We start from the raw sequence: 17024 nt of genomic DNA, 5'->3' as shown, positions 1-17024 counted from the left end.
ATGCACGATCGCACCACCCTCCCCAGCGCCTACCTGCACACCATCGACCTGTGCCTGCTGCGCTACAACCGCGAGCGCTGCGAGCTGGAAATTCTCCTTCACCAACGGGACAGCGAGCCATTCGCCGGACACTGGGCACTGCCGGGCATCGTGGTCAACGGCGATGTCGAGGACCGCAGCCTGAATGACGCGGTGGAACGCCTGCGCCGTTCAAGCAAAGTGGACATGCCCCTGGCCTGGCTGGAACAGGTGGGCACCGTCGGCGACGCCTTCCGCGACCCGCGCTGCTGGTCGTCCTCGACCTTTTACCTGGGGATCGTCAGCGACCCGGTACAGCCCGGCCCGCAGCAGGGTTTCTTTGCCCTCGCGGACGTAGCCAGCGGCGCCTTCAAACTGCCTTTCGACCACAACAGCCTGGTGGCCCAGACACGGGAGCGGCTGTTTTCCAAATCCCTGTACAGCAGCCTGCCGCTGATGTTTCTCGGCCAGGAATTCAGCGCCCCCGAGGCGGTGAGCATCTTCTCCCTGGTGCTGCAACGGCCAGTGCTCAAGACCAGCATCCGCCAGCGCCTGCTGAAGATGAGCGAGGCCGGTTACCTGCAGGAAACCGGGCGCAAGAAAAGCGGCGATGGCGGCCGCCCTCAGGCCACAGTGGAAAGCCTCAAACCCACCGAGTTGTACCTGTTCGATCGTTGTTTTCTGGAGTAATGCCGCCCATGAGTTCCGTCACCGAAAGCCAGTGCCTGCTGCAAACCCCGTACTTCAAGGTGGTCCGCGAAAACGGCTACTTCATCATCAAGGAAGCCCAGGCGGTAAACGGCGTGGTGGCCGTGCCGACCCTGGCCGATGGCCGGCTGATGCTGGTTGACCTCAAGCGCCGGGCCATTGGCGGCCAGTCCATCGAGTTTCCCCGGGGCGCCATCGATGCCGGGGAAAGCGCCTGTGACGCCGCAGCCCGGGAACTGCTGGAAGAGACTGGCTGGCAGGCATCGCAGGTCCGCCAACTGGGCTTGCTGCACAGCAACACTTCGCTGATCGCCAGCGCGGTGGCGGTGTGTCAGGTCGAGATCGCCGACCAGCAGAGCGCCGCCACCGATGGCGAGGTGGACCATGTACTGTGGGTCAGCCGCCAGGAGTTGCTGGCGATGATCGCCGCCGGCCAGATCACCGACGGTCACACCCTGTCGGCAGCAATGATGTTGCTGGCCGCCGAGTCGGCCTGACGCCCCCACTTCTCCAGGGCGAAGTCGACAAAGCTGCGCAGCTTGGGCAGGCGGTAGCGGTCCTGGGCATACAGCAGGTGCATCGTCCGAAACGGCAACTGATAATCCTGCAGCACCGGCACCAGCCGGCCCTGCTGCAGGTCCTCCTCCACCAGCGCATCGGGCATCATCACAAGCCCCAGCCCACCCCGCGCCGCCCGGTGCAACCCGGACGAGGTGTTGGTCAGCAACGAGCCGGACACCGGAATCAGCACATCCCCCTCGGGCCCGCGCAACGGCCATTGGGTGGCGGTGGAGCTCCACTCGTCACCGGCCGGGTAGGCAAATGCCAGGCAGTTGTGCTGCTGCAGATCTTCGGGAACCTGCGGGGTGCCGCAACGCTCCAGGTACTCCGGAGCGGCGCAGATGGTCAGGGTGTAATCCTGCAGCGGCCGGGCAATCAGCGCTGAGTTGTCCAGGTTGCCCAGACGCACGGCCACATCGAAGGCGCCGTCGCTCAAGTCGAAACGCTGATTGGCCAGGGTCAGTTCCACCTTGACCTGCGGACAGCGCTCCCGGAACTCGCTCAGGGCCGGAGCCAGGCGCTCGGTGCCGAAGGTCAGCGGCGCGGTGATGCGCAAGGTGCCGGAGGGCTCGCCTTGAGCCTGCTCCGCCAGGCGCTCGGAGTCCGCTACCAGGCCCAGAACCGCCAGACAACGCTGGTAGTACTCGGTGCCGAATTCGGTAAGGCGCTGGCGTCGCGTCGTGCGGTTGAGCAGGCGCACTCCAAGGCGCTGCTCCAGGGCCCGCAGGTGATTGCCCACCATGGTGGTGGACATGGCGCATTCCCGGGCGGCGGCCGTCATGTTTCCCGCCTCCACCACCTTGACGTACACCGACATTGCCTGGAACAGATCCATTATCAACCCTGACTTCAAGATGATTAAAGAAATGGCGAGTTTATCTAGCCTGAATGGCTAACGATACTGGCAGCACACCCCCTGAGATGGAGTCGCCCGCCATGACCGCCGCCTGCCTGATGAGCACCTACCAGCCCCTCGCCCTGAGCTTCTGCAAGGGCCTGGGCAGCCGCCTCTGGGACCAGACCGGGCGTGAGTACCTGGACGCCATCGCCGGAGTCGCGGTGACCGGTATCGGCCACTCTCATCCACGCCTGGTCAGCGCCATCCGCGAACAGGCCGGCCTGCTGCTGCACAGTTCCAATCTCTATGACATCCACTGGCAGCAGCAACTGGCCGCCAAACTGACCCAGCTGAGTGGCATGGAACGGGTGTTCTTCAACAATTCCGGGGCCGAAGCCAATGAAACCGCCCTCAAGCTGGCGCGCCTGCACGCCTGGCACAAAGGCATCGAGCAGCCCCTGGTGGTGGTCATGGAAAACGCCTTTCATGGCCGGACCCTGGCCACCCTGGCCGCCAGCGACGGCCCGGCAGTGCTCCTGGGCTACGGCCAGTTACCGGACGGTTTTCTCAAGGTGCCGTTCGGCGATCTGGCCGCCCTGGAATCGGTCGTTGCCAAGCACGGTCCGCGCATCAGCGCGGTGCTGATGGAGCCGATCCAGGGTGAAAGCGGCATCCAGCTGGCTGCGCCCGGCTACCTCAAGGCCGTGCGTGAGCTGTGCACCCGGCGCAACTGGCTGCTGATGCTCGACGAGATCCAGAGCGGTATCGGCCGCACCGGGCGCTGGTTCGCCTGTCAGCACGAAGGCGTGGTACCGGACGTGATGACCCTGGCCAAGGGCCTGGGCAATGGCATTCCCATCGGTGCCTGCCTAGCCCGGGGCAAGGCCGCCGAACTGTTCACCCCAGGCAGCCATGGCAGTACCTTCGGCGGCAATCCCCTGGCCTGCCGCGCGGCCTGCACCGTGCTGGACATCATCGAGGAACAGCAGTTGCTGACTAACGCCGAGCAACGCGGCGCCCAGTTGCTAGGTCGGTTGCGGGAGGAGCTGGCGGGACATCCGGCGGTACGGGAGATTCGCGGGCTGGGGCTGATGGTGGGTATCGAGCTGGTGCAGCCGGCCCAGCAGTTGGTGCAGATCGCCGCCCGTGATCATGGCCTGCTGATCAATGTCACCCGCGGCACGACCATCCGCCTGCTGCCCCCCTTGGTGATCGATGCCGCAGAAGTGGAGATGATCGTCGACGGGCTGCGCCAAACCCTTGAGGCGCTGTCATCGCGCCAGGGCTGACGCGATGACGCTGGGCAAGTTCCGGGGCGCGCAGCGCCTGCCCCGGGCTAGCCGGCTATGCAATTCAGTCGTCCAGCGGCTTGGGCGCCGCCGCCGGCTTGGTCGCCTTGCCGGCCTTGGCATTGGCCGGTTTGGCTTCCGGCTCGGGAGCCGGAGCTGGAGCCGCGGCCTGTTTCTCCGCCGCCGGCAGCTGGTCGACCGCGCTGAAGACTTCCTTGAGCTCGATGCTCCCGGAGTGCTCGAGCTTTTTCTCGCCGTCCTTGCCCACCAGGATCACCTTGGTCTGGGCCCCCGCCCCCAGCTTGAGGCTGCGGATCAGGGCCATGGTGGATTGCGGATCGATGTCCTTGCCATCGCGCTGGCCGATGGTGTTGATCACCGTGTACAGGACCATGTTGCGTTCGTTGAAGGCTTGACGGGTCGCCGGCTCATCCAGGGACTTCTTCAGGCTCACCAGGGTCGGGTCCACGGTGCTGGGGGCGATCACGATCAATGGCCGTGACTTGCCCAGGTCCTGAGCCAATGGGCCGTCGTTGTCGGCCGCCAGGACCGGGCCGGCGACAGCGAGCAGAGTAGCGAGGGTCAATGACCGAATGAACATGCGTCTCTCCTTATGTTTTCCACGCAGTAATGATTGCGCATTGCAGGAAAAGGTCCAGGCCGGGACTCAAAATCTGACATTTTTTTGCCCGGCCGGCCGGGCCTGCGCCTCGTGGTCTATAGGCGGCGGGAAACAAGGGCTACAGGGTTGGCAGCGATCATAGAAGTGCATTCCACGGTAAGGTTTTGTTGCATATAAGCGGGCTGTACGGAATATCGGAACAGCGGTTGCGCCGAAACTTTCACGCCCTCCTCCGGCAGCAGAATATGCCGTCTTTCATACCACCGTCCCTGACCAGCTCGTACATCAAGCGTATTGAACGGCAGCCTTTTAAAGTTGCTTGCAAAGTGTCATTTTGCAAACGCCAGAAAACAGGCACAACGGTTCACTGACCTTTAACAACCTTTCTATCTCGGGGCTTTCGATGCTTTCAGCATCTCGCTGAACTCACCCAGCAATGCAAAGGGAACAACGCATCGAGGCACAGGCTGATATCAGCCGAAAGTTGCAACTCGCTCTGCAGTTCAATGCACAGAACAATGATCTGGAACAAATAACTCAATGAACGCCGACTTGTTCTTCCATTGCCGACCGAACTATAGTGCGGCGCGGCACGGACAGCCCGTTACACCACCCTTATTGCGCGGCAACTCGTTACATTCCTGAACGTTATCCAACGGCGGTTTTTTCGAATGAGCGTCCGACCCCGATGATCCCTCTCCTCGTCTGCGATGACTCGAGCATGGCCCGCAAGCAGGTGCTGCGGACCTTGCCCAGTGAGTGGCGGGTGTCCGTGACCCAGGCCTGCAACGGCCGCGAAGGCCTGGAGGCGCTGCGCCGGGGGCTGGGCAAGGTGGCGTTGCTGGACCTGACCATGCCGGTGATGGACGGCTACCAGGTCTTGAGTGCGGTACAGGAAGAAGGCATCGACGCACAGATCATCGTCATCTCCGGCGACGTCCAGGAAGAAGCGGTCCGTCGCACCCGCGAACTGGGGGCCCGGGCCTTCCTGAAGAAGCCCTTCGATCCCCAGCAGTTGCGTGCACTGCTCAACGAACTGCAACTGCTGGACAGCCCTGGCGCATCCCCCGTCGCCCCCCTGTCGCCGCCACCCCTGGTGACCTTTCGCGACGCGTTCCGGGAAACCGTCAACGTCTCCATGGGCTACGCCGCGGCGCTGATCGCCAAGGTCCTGGACGTGTTCGTGCACCTGCCGATCCCTCACGTCAATGTGCTGGAGGCCGGCGAACTGCAGATGCTCCTGGCCGATGCCAATCGCGCCCGGCAACTGACTGCCATCTGCCAGAGCTATATCGGCAGCGGCATTGCCGGCGAAGCGCTGCTGATGTTCTACGACTCGGAAGTGGCCGACATCGCCCAACTGATGGAACAGGGCACCGATCCCTATCAGGAAATGGAAGTGCTGATCGACCTGTCCAGCGTGTTGATCGGTGCCTGCTTGAGCAGCATTGCCGAGCAGTTGGATGTGTTCTTTTCCGTGGGGCATCCTCAGGTGCTGGGCGAACACACCACCATCGATGAATTGATCGTGCTCAACCAGCAACGCTGGAACAGGACCCAAGCGGTGGAGATCAGCTACAGCCTGGAAGAACAGAACATCCACTTCGACCTGTTGCTGCTGTTCACCGAGAGCTCCATGGCCTTGCTGGAACAGAAGCTCGCCTACCTGATGAATTGAGCCATGCCCAAACGAATGGATTTCAGTGAACTGCACTGGCTGCTGGCGGTGGTCCAGAGCATCGATGTGGGGATCGTGGTGCTTGATCTGGAGTGCCGGGTCCAGGTGTGGAACAGCTTCATGGAGAACCGCTCCGGCGTGCCATCCAAGCAGGCCATCGACCAGTCCTTTTTCGAGCTGTTCCCCGAGGTCGAGCGACCCTGGTTCACCCGCAAGGTCGGGCGTGTGGTGGCCCTGGGCACACCGGCCTTTACCATCTGGAAGCAGCGGCCGTACCTGGTGCATTTCAACAATTACCAGCCGATTACCGGCCAGGGCGAGTTTATGTACCAGAACACCACGCTGCTGCCGCTGCGTTCGTCCAACAGCGAGATCCATCATGTCTGCCTGGTGATCTACGACCTCACCGACGTGGCGATCAACAGCCTGGCGCTGCAGAAGGCCAACCAGCAGTTGCAGCACCTGTCACGCGTCGACCACCTGACCCAGCTGTTCAACCGTGGCCACTGGGAACAGCGCCTGGCGTTCGAATACAGCCGCCACGGCAACGCCATTGCCCTGCTGATGCTGGACATCGACCACTTCAAGTCGATCAATGATCGCTACGGGCACCAGGCCGGTGACGCGGTGATCAAACGCGTGTCGCAACTGATCCACGAGCATGTGCGCGACAGCGACGTGGCCGGACGTTATGGCGGCGAAGAGTTCGCCATCCTCCTACCCCACACCGATCTGGCCGGTGCCCACACCCTGGCCGAGCGCCTGCGCCAGTCGGTGGAGGCACAACAGGTGATCCACAACGGCCAGGCCATCGCCTTCACCATCAGCCTGGGCATCGCCTGCCTCGACCGTCCGGCCCGGGACCACCGCTGCCTGATCGAGTGGGCCGACCAGGCGCTGTACGCCTCCAAGCACGCTGGGCGCAATCGGGTCAGCACCTACGCGCCTTGAACAGCGGCACTCGGGCGCCTTGAACAGGGGCACTCAGGCCCCTTGAAAAAAAACCGCCGCCAAGGGATAAACTGCGCGTTTTTCCGGTCCATCCCCCGGTCTGCTACGCCTTTTCCAGCGCCACAAGGAGTCCTGCGCGCATGTCCCAGTCGAATTCGAACCTGTCCCCGCAACAGCAATGGCAGCAAGCCGTGCTGACCTATGCCCGCGACATCAACCACTATGTCGAAACCGGCACCCGCGAGGGCTGGAAGGGCTTGAAGGAACCGAACATGCCCGACACCGAGCACCTGTTGCAGGACTGGCAAGCGGCCCTGGAAGCGAGCAATCAGGCCCCCCATGATGAGGCCGCGCGCCAGGCCTTCCGCCAGGACTGGCCACCGGCACACTTCCCACTGACGCCGCGCCTGGAAAGCCAGGGGCGGATGATTCCGACCCTGGCCCTGTTGCCGGACGGTAGCCTGCTGGCACGCATCGGCGCGCCCTATGAAGCCGGCTTCGTGGTGCATATCGACGATGCGCGGATCCAGACCCTGGAGCAGGTGGAGTGCTTCGGCATGTGCCCGCAGCGGCGTTACTTCGCCTGGGGCCGGGCCGACGGCATCCAGGTCACTGACGGCTGGAATGGGCCTCAGGTCGCCAGCTTTCCCTGGCCCGCCCCTCACGCCGGCCTGCCGGCAGGTCTGGAGCTTGAAGACAGCGGACGCCCCTCTGCCACCAGCCTGATCCCTTTCCCTGACGGGCGCCGGGTGCTGCTGGTGAGTGCCGACGGCATCTTCGTCCTGGCTGCCGATGGCGCCACCCGCCTGCTGCGCAGCCTTGAGGACATCCAGCAGGACCTGGCCGACGGCGTCGCCGCCGAAGACCTGAGCATCGGCCTGAGCATGGAACATGGCGCGGTGTCGCCCGATGGCCAGTGGATAGCCATCGGCGAGCAAAGCGGGATGCACCTGGTGTTCGATGCAAGGTTGCAGCAGGTCGCGCAGATCGGCCCCGCCAGCGAGTACCCGCACTTCGCTCACTTCAACCAGCGCGGCGACCGCCTGCTGCTCAATGCTTGCCACTTCTATGGCGGCGCCAGCGTGGGGGTGGCGGTAGCCGACCTGCCGGGGCTCTCCACCGACTTCTACAGCGACGACCCGCGCACCCCGGTGCTGCAAGAAGGCGCCCGGGTGTATGCCGCTGCTTCACGGGGCGACGAGTTCATCATCGGCGACGCCTACGGTTACCTGCGGGCCATCAGTGAAACCGGCGAAGAGCGCTGGCAGCACTACATCGGCTCGACCCTCACCGCCATGGACATCAGCGCCGACGGCAAGACCCTGGTGGCCGCGACCTATGCCGGGATCATCGTCCAGATCGCCCTGGATAGCGGACGACCGGACTGGCAGATCGGCACCGGCGAGCACCACGAACTGCGGCGCTGGCTGTTCTGGAAGGACTTCGCCAAGCCCCTGCTGTGGTGAGTGGGTTTTAAACCGGCGGGCGCGAGAAACTCACCTGCAGTTGCAGGTGATCCGGATCATCGATCGCCCGCAGGTACTCCTCGACACTGACCTCGCCAGCACTGGAGCGCGCCCCCGAGACCGGCACATGGCCGGCCAGCAGCTTGTGCACCAGGGCCACCGCAGCGCAACTGGGGATCTCCGGGCCGTGATCGTGGGTGGCGGTCAACTGCGCGTACATCGACAGCGGCTGACCGTCCTGGCCCAGGCCATGCACGTCCACGTACATGGCACTGAGGCCGTCGCCGAAACCTTCAAACCAAGTGCCGCAACGATGCAGACGCGCAGCCCAAGGCGCCGGGTCGGCGATCAGCCCGAGCTTCACCGCCTGGGCCAGCAGGGCGTTGGCAAGCCCGGCGATCTTCAGCCCGGCACCCGCCTTGAAGCTCAAGGTGTGGGCGCCATAACGCTCGGCGAACAGGTCCAGGTCCGGCACATCGACATTGGCCACCAGCCGCGTGCCCAGCCTGGGCAGCTTGCGCAAGGTCAGGCCCTGCCAGCCGATCACCGGGAGCGGCCGGCCGTCCTTGAGTTGCAGGATCGGCCGGCCGGCGTAGGCCAGCACGCCCTGGATGGTGGACAGGCCGGGCATTTTCGCCGAGGAGGAAATACCGTGCTCGATCCGATCGATGCGGGAGAACCGCTCACGGTACTCATCGATGATCGCCGTCGACAGGGTCGGCACCGAACTGCACCCGCTGAGGAGGGTCACCCCGGCGGCCCGAGCCGCTTCATCCAGGGTGCCGATACCGCGCACGAACTGGCGGCAGTCGGCCAGGTCGCAGTAGTTGACCCCAGCCTCGATGCAGCCCTGGGCCACCGCGTAGGACTGGCCCTGGAACGGCCCTGCGGTGTGGATCACCCAATGCACATCCAGGGCCTTGAGCGCCGGCACCCACTGCGGGCCCATGGCATCGCCGCACCAGCCTTCGCAGGGCTGTCCAGCCTCGGCTTGCAGCGCCTGAACCTTGGCCGCGAGCTTGCGCGGGTCACGCCCGGAAATCAGCAGATGCACCCCGGGCGTCTGGATCAGATAGCGGCAGACGATGCTGCCGAAATTGCCATAACCACCGACCACCAACACCCTGAGCGTCATTACCTGCATCCTTGAACCAAGCCATTGCGCAGCTGCCAAGCTGCCATTCGAAGCGCGGCAGCTTGGTGGATTTGCCAGGGATCGACAAGCCCCCGGTTGCCTGCGGCGGCCTCCTCAACCACCCTCGGCGAAGCGTCGTAATATTCAGTTAGAAAAAAAATGCCAATGCCGGTCCGGCATAATGCTATGCAAATTCCTCATCAACTCGGGCCTTGGAGCGTGTTAGCCTCGTCCTGCTATGTCGGCTTCGCATAATAAACTTGCCGGTTCACGCAACCGAGTGAGACCCAGACGCCTTGTTACCCCCCTTTGCTTCACCTTCATCTGCCCAACTAACGTTTCGCTGTGAGCCCTTCAATCATCGGCTCGCCAAGGGAACTGATTGCAAAATCTGACTCGACCTCAAGGTCGATCTCTCGATCCTATCTCGGAGCTGTTATGTCCAGGCTTTCCCATCAAGATTTGCGCCGCGGTTTCCGTGAACTGATCGCTTCCAACTCCTGCTACCACACCGCTTCCGTGTTCGACCCGATGTCTGCCCGTATCGCCGCCGACCTGGGTTTTGAAGTGGGCATCCTGGGTGGCTCCGTGGCTTCGCTGCAAGTGCTGGCGGCCCCTGACTTCGCCCTGATCACCCTCAGCGAATTCGCCGAACAGGCCACCCGCATCGGCCGCGTGGCCCAGTTACCGGTGATCGCCGATGCCGACCATGGCTACGGCAACGCCCTCAACGTGATGCGCACCGTGGTTGAGCTGGAGCGTGCCGGCATCGCCGCGCTGACCATCGAAGACACCCTGCTGCCGGCCCAGTTCGGGCGTAAATCCACCGACCTGATTGGCGTTGCCGAAGGCGTCGGCAAGATCCGCGCCGCCCTGGAAGCCCGGGTCGATAACGAACTGGCGATCATCGCCCGGACCAACGCCGGGATTCTCCCGGTGCAGGAAATCATCAGCCGCACCCAGCAGTATCAGCGTGCCGGCGCCGACGCCATCTGCATGGTGGGCATTCGTGATTTCGAGCAACTGGAACAGATCTCCGAGCACCTGAGTGTGCCGCTGATGCTGGTGACCTACGGCAACCCGGCCCTGCGCGACGACGCACGCCTGGCGGAGCTGGGAGTGAAAATCGTGGTGGACGGCCACGCCGCCTACTTCGCCGCGATCAAGGCCACTTACGATTGCCTGCGGGAACAGCGGCAGATCTTCACCCAGGCCTCGGACCTGAGTGCCACCGAACTGGCTCATACCTACACCCAGCCCGAGGACTACATCGTCTGGGCCAAGGAGTTCATGAGCGTCAAGGAGTAACACCGGCGATGGGCCGGGGTGAGGCGCAACGCCTCAACCCTGGGCCGATTTCAGCGCGCCTTCCACGCAGTCGAGGATCTGCCCGATGGTCCAGGGCTTGCGAATGAAGGACACCGGATAACGCACCCCGGAACTCTCGGGGGTCTCGAAACCCGACATGACCACAATGGGCAGCGACGGCCAGTGCTCACCGCACAGGTTGCTCAGGCTGGCGCCATTGAGCCGGCCGGGCATGGTGATATCGGTCAGCAGCAGGGCCACGTCCGCGGCATGTTGTTGCAGGAACTCCCAGGCCCGGTCGGCACTCTCCATGGCCTCGGTGGCAAACCCCTCGTCCTGCAGAATCTCGCACAGGAACTCCAGCACCGTCGGTTCATCCTCCACCACCAGGATCAAACGGGAGGTGGCGTCTGGGTTGACGGACGAGGCTGGGTACATGGGGTAACACTCCCTGAAGGTTTGAGGACTCTACGGACAGGACCGCTGACAAGAGTTATGAGCGGCGGCTTGACGATAAATTCATTCCCGATGCGCCCGCAGTGTTTTTTTCGGACAGGTCCGAAGCGGCTGGCGATAATGCGACCCCGATATCAGCGTAACAAGGGAGACAGGTCATCCATGGAGTTCGATCCCCAACGCCTGGCCCAGGCCCGACACCTGGTGGTATTCAGTGGCGCCGGAGTCTCGGCCGAAAGCGCCATCCCGACCTTTCGCGACGCCCTGACCGGGTTGTGGGAGAACTTCGACCCGGCGCGGCTGGCCACGCCCCAAGCCTTTCGCGAGGACCCGGCGCTGGTCTGGGGCTGGTATGAATGGCGCCGCATGAAAGTGCTCCAGGCCCGACCCAACCCGGCCCACCTGGCGATTGCCGAACTGGCCCGACGCGTACCGCGCCTGACCCTGATCACCCAGAATGTCGATGACCTGCACGAGCGCGCCGGCAGCCCCTCGGTGCTGCACCTGCACGGCAGCCTGCACTACCCCAAGTGCTTCGCCTGCAACCGCCCCTTCAGCGGCGAACTGCCAGAACCCCTGTTGCCGGAGCAGGGTTGCAGCCTGGAGCCCCCCCCCGTTGCACCGGCTGCAACGGCAAGATCCGCCCCGGGGTGGTGTGGTTCGGCGAAGCCCTGCCACCGCACATCCTCAAGGAGGCATTCAAAGCGGCAGGCGAATGCGACCTGCTGTTGTCGGTAGGCACCTCGGGTCTGGTGCAGCCGGCGGCGCAGATCCCCCAACTGGCGCTGGAGCAAGGTGCCTGCGTGGTGCACATCAACCCGCAGCCCCAGGCCTGTACGAAGCCTGAGGAATACAGCCTGGTGGGCAAGGCCGGAGAGATTCTGCCGCAATTGCTGCGCCAGGCCTTTGCCTGATTTTCTGGGGGCTCAAGCCGAGCCACCGTTTCTGTTCAAGGACGCTTTCACATGCTGCAATCCCCCGACTCTTCATGGTTTGAAGCCGCCTGGGCACAACGTGAGGAACAACTCTACCCGGCGCTGTTCGGCGACCTGGGCCCAGGCATCTACCCCCTGGACATGGCGCTGTTCAGCGAGGTCTTCGGTCAGACCGAAATCGACCCGCGCTGGCTCAGCCACGGAGTCTTCGAATCACCGCCTACCACCACGCGCAACAGTTGGCTGTACGTCACTTCAGGGCTGTCCAATGCCTGGGAAGATGCGCAACCCGAAGCCGATGGCTGGTCCGGGATGGGCCAGGAACTGCTGCTGGAAACCCGCGAGCAGGCGCCCTGGGCCCTGCACCTGCTGCGTAAATTCTGCGCCTATCAACTGCTACTGGCCGCCGGCCGTTTCGGCGAGCAGCCGCCGCTGGACGAATGGGACCGCATGCGTACCGGGCAACCCATCGACGGCGGCGACAGCCTGTTGCAGGCATTGCTGTTCATCCCCGCGCCGGCTTTTGCCGGGCCTCATCAATTGCTGAGCGGACGCTTCGAATTCCTGCAGATCGTCGGTCTGACCTTGGACGAACACGCCTGGGGCCAGGGCGCGGGGTATCCGGCCCTGCAGCAACGCCTGACCCAGGCCGCAGCCTCGCCGGTGATGGATCCGGCACGGGCCAGCGTCTGCTGAGACTCGATGAAAATTCACCGCGACCGTGACGGATCGTCATTTTTCCAGCCACAGCGGGCCCGCTTGAGGTAGATTCAGACAGCGAACAATCTCGCGACGACGTTTGCTTTCTTGCCCTGCCGCTGGAAACCAAGCCCCGTACCGGTGGCTCTTTCACTGCCCCGCCGTTTTTTCGCCACTGACCGCACATGGCGCGGTGGCGCCGATTTCAGGAAATGGATTAATGCCGCAAAGACAAGTGATCAATGCTTCGGTGAGCCCGAAAGGCAGCCTGGAGACCCTCTCGCAACGTGAAGTGCAACAACTCAGCGCCGCCGGTTCCGGCAGCATCTACACGCTGTTCCGCCAGTGCGCCCTGGCGATCCTCAACACCGGCGCCCACGTCGACAACGCCAAGACCATCCTCGACGCCTACCACGATTTCGAAGTGCGCATTCACCAGCAGGACCGTGGCGTGCGCCTGGAACTGCTGAACGCACCGGCCGACGCCTTCGTCGACGGCGAGATGATTGCCAGCACCCGGGAAATGCTCTTCAGCGCCCTGCGCGATATCGTCTACACCGAGAACGAACTGGACAGCCAGCGCATCGACCTGGAGAGCTCCCAGGGCATCACCGACTACGTCTTCCACCTGCTGCGCAACGCCCGCACCCTGCGGCCCGGCGTGGAGCCGAAGATGGTGGTGTGCTGGGGTGGCCACTCGATCAATACCGAAGAATACAAATACACCAAGAAGGTCGGCCACGAACTGGGCCTGCGCAAGCTGGACATCTGCACCGGCTGCGGTCCGGGCGTGATGAAGGGCCCGATGAAAGGCGCGACCATCGCCCACGCCAAACAGCGCATGAGCGGCGGCCGCTACCTGGGCCTGACCGAGCCGGGGATCATCGCCGCCGAAGCACCGAACCCCATCGTCAACGAGCTGGTGATCCTGCCGGATATCGAGAAGCGCCTGGAGGCCTTCGTCCGTGTCGGCCACGGCATCATCATCTTCCCGGGGGGCGCCGGCACCGCAGAGGAATTCCTCTACCTGCTGGGCATCCTGATGCACCCGGACAACCGTGAACTGCCGTTCCCGGTGATCCTGACCGGTCCCAAGAGCGCAGCGCCCTATCTGGAGCAGCTCAACGCCTTTGTCCTGGCGACCCTGGGCGAAGCGGCGCAGAAGCACTACCAGATCATCATCGACAACCCGGCAGAAGTGGCCCGGCAGATGACCGAAGGGCTCAAGACCGTCAAGCAGTTCCGCCGCGAACGCAACGACGCCTTCCACTTCAACTGGCTGCTGAAGATCGACGAGGGCTTCCAGCGCCCCTTCGATCCGACCCACGAGAACATGGCCAACCTGCAACTGAACCACGCCCTGGCGCCCCACGAACTGGCGGCCAACCTGCGCCGGGCGTTCTCCGGCATCGTCGCCGGCAACGTCAAGGACCAGGGCATCCGCCTGATCGAACAGAAAGGTCCCTACAGCATTCACGGTGACCCGGCGATCATGCAGCCCCTGGACCAACTGCTCAAAGCCTTCGTCGAGCAGCACCGCATGAAGCTGCCAGGCGGCGCGGCCTATGTGCCGTGCTACCGCGTAGTGAGCTGATCCCCAGCCCCTTCGGTGGTTGAACAGCGCCGCGCGTTCCCTGGGAGCGCGCGGCTTTTTCTTGCCCGGCATTTGCCTCCCGCGCCAGGCCGGCCCCCTGGGCTTTGTGCTAGCTGAAACCCGGCAAAGGATGGCCGGGCTCCGCTAGGATGTGGCGCCAACCATCAAGGAGTGATTCATGCCAGCACCAGACAGTGAGACGTCCGCCCGGTGGGAAGCCTTCTACAAGACTTTCGAGGGTCGCCCACCTTCGCCCCTGTTGTGCCGCGCCCTGGCCTTGAACCTGCCCGACATGGACCACCCTCTGGCCATCGACCTGGGTTGCGGCTCGGGCATCGAGACCCGCTTACTGCTGGAGCGCGGCTGGAGAGTGCTGGCCATCGACCAGGAAGCGAGCGCCATCGAGCGCCTCAAAGAACGCGCCGGAACCCTCGCCGAAGGTCGCCTACGTGCCGTCCAGGGGCACTTCGAAACCCTCGATGAACTGGCGCCGGCCCAGCTGATTCACGCCGGACTGGCCTGGCCGTTCTGTCGCCCCGACGCCTTCGCCCGGTTCTGGCAGGTGCAAGTCGAGGCCTTGCAACCCGGCGCATTGCTGGTGGGCCAGCTGTTCGGTGAGCGGGACCAATGGGCCACGGCGCCAGACCTGACTTTTCACTCCCGCAGCGGCGCACAGGCACTGTGCGCCGGCCTGCACATCGAGCATTTCGAGGAAAGCGAAGGGCTGGGCAAGAGCCTGCACGGTCCCAAGCACAACCACAGGTTCGACCTGATCCTGCGCAAACCCTGACGGACGCCACCAAGGCCGCCGCCCCCCCCTTTCTCCATCCCCTCCCCCTATCCCCGGACAACGCCGCTGCACACGGCGTTGCCACCTGCAAAACGCAGCGGGTTTGACAGCCTCATGGCCACGTGAAATAGTTTTCCAACATTATGGAACGCAATTCCATTTTTTATAAATACACCAAAAAAGGCCTGTCATCGTGAGCGAAGTTCCCGCCGCAACCCTCCCGCCCCTGGATTGTGACCTGCTGGTGATCGGCTCCGGAGCTGCCGGTCTGGCCTGCGCCGTGACCGCCGCCTGGCATGGGCTGAAGGTGGTGGTAGTGGAAAAGGATTCCACTTTCGGCGGTGCCAGTGCCTGGTCCGGTGGCTGGATGTGGGTGCCGGGCAATCCGCTGGCACGCCGCGCCGGCATCCATGAAAACCCGCAGCAACCGCGCACCTACCTCAGGCATGAACTGGGCGAAGGCTACGACGCCGGACGCATCGACGCCTTTCTTGATAACGGCCCACAGATGGTGGCCTTCTTCGAACAGCACACCGCCCTGCAGTTCGTCGACGGCAATGGCATTCCGGACATCCACGGCCAGGTGCCCGGAGCCGGTATCGAGGGTCATCAGGTGATCGCCGCGCCCTATGACGCCCGGGCCATTGGTCCCTTGCTGGCGCGCCTGCGCCGGACCCTGCGCGAGACCTCGTTCCTGGGCATGCCGATCATGGCCGGGGCCGACCTGGGCGCCTTTCTCAGCATGACTCGCTCGTTCAAGTCGCTGTTGCATGTGGGCAAGCGCTTTGTCCGCCATCTGCGGGACCTGGCGCTGCATGGCCGGGCCATGCACCTGGTGAACGGCGTGGCGCTGATCGGCCGGCTGGCGAAGTCGGCCCAGGACCTGGGAGTGAATCTGCTGGAGTCGTCGCCGGCCCGTTCGCTGCTACAGGACGAACAAGGGGTGCACGGCGCCCTGGTCGACACGCCTCAGGGGCCGCGGGAGATCCGTGCCCGTCGCGGCGTGGTCCTGGCGGCCGGCGGTTTTGCCCACGACCCGGTTCGACGCCAGGCGCTGTTTCCCCGGGCGCCTGGCCCCGACGAGCATCTGGCCTTGCCCCCCTTGAGCTGCTCGGGGGACGGCATTCGTCTCGGTGAGGCCGCCGGTGCCGTGCTGGCCACCGACCTTGCCAGCCCGGTGGCCTGGGCCCCGGTATCGCGGGTGCAACACGCCGACGGCAGCATCGGCCACTTTCCCCATATCATCGATCGGGCCAAGCCCGGGGTGATCGGGGTGCTGGCCAATGGCAAACGCTTCGTCAACGAGGCCGACGGTTACTACGACTACACCGCGGCCATGGTGGAAGCGGTTCCGGCCGGCGAGGAAGTGGCGTCCTGGCTGATCTGCGACCACCGCTTCCAGCGTCGTTACGGGCTGGGTTATGCCCGCCCCTTCCCCCTGCCCGTGGGCCATCTGGTACGCAACGGCTACCTGCAACGGGCCAACTCCATCCAGGAGCTGGCACGGCGTTGCGGCATCGACCCACAAGGCCTGGCCGCCACGGTACAAGCGTTCAACCAGCATGCCCGGCAGGGTCAGGACCCTGAGTTCGGTCGCGGTTCGACGCCCTACAACCGCAAGCAGGGTGACGCCCTGCACCCAGGACCTAACCCCTGTGTGGCGCCTATCCAGCAAGGGCCGTTCTATGGGGTCAAAGTGCTGCCCGGCAGTTTCGGCACCTTTGCCGGGCTCAAGACCAGCCCCCAGGCCCAAGTACTGGATCAGGCCGGGGCAGTGATCCCGGGGCTGTATGCCGCGGGCACCGACATGGCCAGTGTCATGGGCGGTTTCTACCCGTCCGGGGGCATCAACCTGGGGCCGGCCATGACCTTCGGCTACATTGCCGGGCGCCATGCCGCAGGCGTCAGTGACTATGAGGTGATCCTCGAACCGGCCCTTGGCGCAGGTTCCGGACAATGCGCGGCGATGCATTGAC

The 17024-nt window shown here is 64.1% G+C and carries 15 protein-coding genes and 1 pseudogene; 12 read left to right on the top strand and 4 right to left on the bottom strand.

All coding sequences use genetic code 11. From position 1 onward, the window contains the following. Positions 1-708: an NUDIX hydrolase gene (locus tag LOY69_RS12495; RefSeq protein WP_110595815.1), complete on the top strand. Its 708-nt coding sequence runs from the start codon at positions 1-3 to the stop codon at positions 706-708. An 8-nt stretch (positions 709-716) separates the two neighbouring features. Further along, entirely contained in the window at positions 717-1223 is a 507-nt protein-coding gene (locus LOY69_RS12490) for an NUDIX hydrolase (protein ID WP_102879876.1), read from the top strand. On the opposite strand, the gene LOY69_RS12485 is transcribed toward LOY69_RS12490, so the two are convergent. Continuing rightward, positions 1175-2122 carry a LysR family transcriptional regulator gene (locus LOY69_RS12485; RefSeq protein ID WP_102864313.1) on the bottom strand — a complete coding sequence of 316 codons (948 nt, stop codon included), beginning with the start codon at positions 2120-2122 and terminating at the stop codon, positions 1175-1177. The genes LOY69_RS12490 and LOY69_RS12485 overlap by 49 nt on opposite strands. A gap of 101 nt (positions 2123-2223) precedes the next feature. On the opposite strand from LOY69_RS12485, the gene LOY69_RS12480 reads away from it, so the two are divergent. After that, a complete protein-coding gene (locus LOY69_RS12480) occupies positions 2224-3414 on the top strand; it encodes an aspartate aminotransferase family protein (protein WP_265074649.1) in 1191 nt (396 codons plus the stop codon). A 64-nt stretch (positions 3415-3478) separates the two neighbouring features. Here LOY69_RS12480 and LOY69_RS12475 read toward each other — a convergent pair whose 3' ends face one another. Continuing rightward, positions 3479-4015 (bottom strand): DUF4174 domain-containing protein, encoded by a 537-nt coding sequence (locus LOY69_RS12475; protein WP_102879878.1) that lies wholly within the window; start codon positions 4013-4015, stop codon positions 3479-3481. Between the two features lie 709 nt (positions 4016-4724). On the opposite strand from LOY69_RS12475, the gene LOY69_RS12470 reads away from it, so the two are divergent. From LOY69_RS12470 to LOY69_RS12460, 3 genes are all read left to right on the top strand, one after another. Then, positions 4725-5714: a response regulator gene (locus LOY69_RS12470; RefSeq protein ID WP_102864310.1), complete on the top strand. Its 990-nt coding sequence runs from the start codon at positions 4725-4727 to the stop codon at positions 5712-5714. Positions 5715-5717: 3 nt separating this feature from the next. Beyond that, on the top strand, positions 5718-6665 hold the full coding sequence (locus LOY69_RS12465; protein WP_102864309.1) for a sensor domain-containing diguanylate cyclase: 948 nt from the start codon (positions 5718-5720) through the stop codon (positions 6663-6665). Positions 6666-6805: 140 nt separating this feature from the next. Next, positions 6806-8131: a hypothetical protein gene (locus tag LOY69_RS12460; protein ID WP_265074648.1), complete on the top strand. Its 1326-nt coding sequence runs from the start codon at positions 6806-6808 to the stop codon at positions 8129-8131. A gap of 7 nt (positions 8132-8138) precedes the next feature. Here the strand turns inward: LOY69_RS12460 and LOY69_RS12455 are convergent, their stop codons facing one another. Beyond that, positions 8139-9266 (bottom strand): saccharopine dehydrogenase NADP-binding domain-containing protein, encoded by a 1128-nt coding sequence (locus tag LOY69_RS12455; protein WP_265074647.1) that lies wholly within the window; start codon positions 9264-9266, stop codon positions 8139-8141. Between the two features lie 438 nt (positions 9267-9704). Here LOY69_RS12455 and LOY69_RS12450 point away from each other — a divergent pair, with 438 nt between their 5' ends. Continuing rightward, the gene (locus tag LOY69_RS12450; RefSeq protein WP_102864306.1) at positions 9705-10574 is read left to right on the top strand and encodes an isocitrate lyase/PEP mutase family protein; all 870 of its coding nucleotides are present in this window, start codon (positions 9705-9707) and stop codon (positions 10572-10574) included. Between the two features lie 33 nt (positions 10575-10607). Here LOY69_RS12450 and LOY69_RS12445 read toward each other — a convergent pair whose 3' ends face one another. Next, complete coding sequence (locus tag LOY69_RS12445; RefSeq protein WP_102879882.1) at positions 10608-11012, bottom strand: response regulator; 405 nt, start codon at positions 11010-11012, stop codon at positions 10608-10610. 180 nt (positions 11013-11192) lie between these two features. Between LOY69_RS12445 and LOY69_RS12440 the strand changes: the two are divergent. The 5 genes and pseudogenes from LOY69_RS12440 (at position 11193) to LOY69_RS12420 (ending at position 17023) form a co-directional block, all read left to right on the top strand. After that, a pseudogene (locus LOY69_RS12440) lies at positions 11193-11944 on the top strand (SIR2 family NAD-dependent protein deacylase). A gap of 51 nt (positions 11945-11995) precedes the next feature. Then, entirely contained in the window at positions 11996-12661 is a 666-nt protein-coding gene (locus LOY69_RS12435; RefSeq protein ID WP_110653525.1) for a suppressor of fused domain protein, read from the top strand. Positions 12662-12884: 223 nt separating this feature from the next. Further along, complete coding sequence (gene ppnN, locus LOY69_RS12430) at positions 12885-14258, top strand: nucleotide 5'-monophosphate nucleosidase PpnN (protein WP_102879885.1); 1374 nt, start codon at positions 12885-12887, stop codon at positions 14256-14258. 178 nt (positions 14259-14436) lie between these two features. Beyond that, positions 14437-15048, top strand: a complete 612-nt coding sequence (locus tag LOY69_RS12425; RefSeq protein WP_265074646.1) for a class I SAM-dependent methyltransferase — start codon at positions 14437-14439, stop codon at positions 15046-15048. A 193-nt stretch (positions 15049-15241) separates the two neighbouring features. Next, positions 15242-17023, top strand: coding sequence for an FAD-dependent oxidoreductase (locus LOY69_RS12420; protein ID WP_265074645.1), 1782 nt, complete (start codon positions 15242-15244; stop codon positions 17021-17023). The last annotated feature ends 1 nt before the right edge of the window (position 17024 follow it).

Source organism: Pseudomonas sp. B21-059, assembly GCF_026016285.1.
Taxonomy (GTDB): Bacteria; Pseudomonadota; Gammaproteobacteria; order Pseudomonadales; family Pseudomonadaceae; genus Aquipseudomonas; species Aquipseudomonas danubii.
The sequence above is the reverse complement of the archived record's forward strand: the minus strand, read 5'-3'. Positions and strand labels throughout refer to the sequence as shown.